The organism is Lentzea sp. NPDC005914 (assembly GCF_040629405.1).
In the GTDB taxonomy this organism is placed as follows: domain Bacteria; phylum Actinomycetota; class Actinomycetes; order Mycobacteriales; family Pseudonocardiaceae; genus Lentzea.
In genome coordinates this window covers 1-1,609 of record NZ_JBEXVQ010000095.1, presented here as the reverse complement: position 1 = coordinate 1,609, position 1,609 = coordinate 1, and the positions used below count along the sequence as shown (strand labels likewise).

2 protein-coding genes are annotated in these 1,609 nt (G+C 68.2%); one reads left to right on the top strand and one right to left on the bottom strand.

Features of this window, described 5'->3' with window-relative positions; all coding sequences use genetic code 11:
- Positions 1 to 17: 17 nt before the first annotated feature.
- The gene (locus tag ABZ345_RS47410; RefSeq protein WP_359862356.1) at positions 18 to 365 is read right to left on the bottom strand and encodes a hypothetical protein; all 348 of its coding nucleotides are present in this window, start codon (positions 363 to 365) and stop codon (positions 18 to 20) included.
- Between the two features lie 79 nt (positions 366 to 444).
- Between ABZ345_RS47410 and ABZ345_RS47405 the strand changes: the two genes are divergently transcribed.
- Positions 445 to 1,578, top strand: a complete 1,134-nt coding sequence (locus ABZ345_RS47405; RefSeq protein WP_359862354.1) for an IS630 family transposase — start codon at positions 445 to 447, stop codon at positions 1,576 to 1,578.
- The last annotated feature ends 31 nt before the right edge of the window (positions 1,579 to 1,609 follow it).

Genomic DNA, 1,609 nt, shown 5'->3' with positions numbered 1-1,609 from the left:
ACTAGTGGTCACGCCCGTTAGTTCGTCGGGGGTTGCAGCCACGCGGTGTAGTCGTTGAGGTAGAGCCCGCAGGCGCAGTCGAGTGCTTCCTGCGGGGTGCCTGAGGGGTGGCCGCTGGGCAGGTAGGAGTTCTCGTAGTCGTCGTGGCTGGCGCGGTAGATGGCGAAGCCCCAGGTGGTGGCGGATCCGTTGTAGCGCAGCCGGAACAGCGGCATGGTCGTGCCGTCGGGAAGGTGGCCGGTGACGTAGGCGAACGCGCCGTGGTGGCGGACGGTGACATCGCTTAGTTGGGGCCAGCGTTCCCTCGCTCGTGCCAGCAGGCGTTGCCGCAGGGAGGTCTTGGTCGAGTCGGGCGGAACGGCCATGTGGTTCATGGTGCCCGATACCGTCACACCCACATAGTTGATCTTCGTGGGGTGTCGTGTGGGGCCATGCAGCCCGTATGTGGTCATTCTTGGCGAGGCCGACCGGCGGGCACTGGAAGCCCTCGCGCGGCGGGGTTGTGCCGAGCATCGTCAGGTGCTGCGGGCGCGGATCGTGCTGGCCGCCGCCGCGGGTGATCGCAACGCGGTGATCGCGCGCCGGCTGGCCACCACCGACGATACCGTCCGCAAGTGGCGCAAGCGGTTCTGCCGCGACGGCCTGCCGGGTCTGGCCGACCGGCCCCGCAGCGGGCGGCCACGAGTCTTTCCCGCCGCGGTGGTGGCCGGGGTCAAGGCGCTGGCCTGTGAGCCGCCCGCCCAGGCCGGTGCCGCGCTGGCTCGGTGGAGCTGCCCGGAGTTGGCCCGTGAGGCCGTGGGCCGCGGCGTGTGCGAGCGGGTGTCGGCGTCCACGGTGCGTCGCTGGCTGGCCACGGACGCGATCAAGCCGTGGCAGCACCGGTCGTGGATCTTCCCGCGTGACCCGTATTTCGCGGACAAGGCCACCAGAGTGCTCGACCTGTACGACCGGCTGTGGGACGGGGAGCCCTTGGACGACAACGACTTCGTGATCAGCGCGGACGAGAAACCGGGCATCCAGGCGCGTCCTCGTATCCATCCCAGCCTGCCGGCCGGGCCAGGCAGGGCGATGCGGGTCGAGCATGAATACGCCCGGCGGGGAACCCTGGCCTATTTCGCTGCCTACGACGTGCACCACGCTCGGGTGTTCGGGCGCTGCGAGCCCACCACCGGTATCGTCCCGTTCTCCCGGCTCGTCGAGCAGGTCATGACCACCGAGCCCTATGCCTCGGCCCGGCGGGTGTTCTGGGTGGTGGACCAGGGCGCCTCCCATAAGAACTGGGCCGCCGCGGACCGCATGTCCAAGGCCTGGCCCAACGCCCACATGGTGCATTTACCCGTGCACGCCTCCTGGCTCAACCAGGTAGAGATCTACTTCTCCGTCGTGCAACGCAAAGCACTCACACCCGACGACTTCCGCGACCTCGACGACATAAGCGAACGACTTCTGTCCTTCCAGGACCGATACAACCGCACAGCACAGCCCTTCGACTGGACCTTCACCCGCGACGACCTCAACCGGCTACTGACCCGACTCGGCCATCACGACCACCGCACACCCCCGCCACTGGCGGCGTAACCCCGACGAACTAACGGGCGTGACCACTAGT

Coding starts and splice junctions, on each gene's coding strand:
- ABZ345_RS47410 (WP_359862356.1), bottom strand. CDS start 365: ATGGCCGTTCCGCCCGACTCGACCAAGACCTCCCTGCGGCAACGCCTG.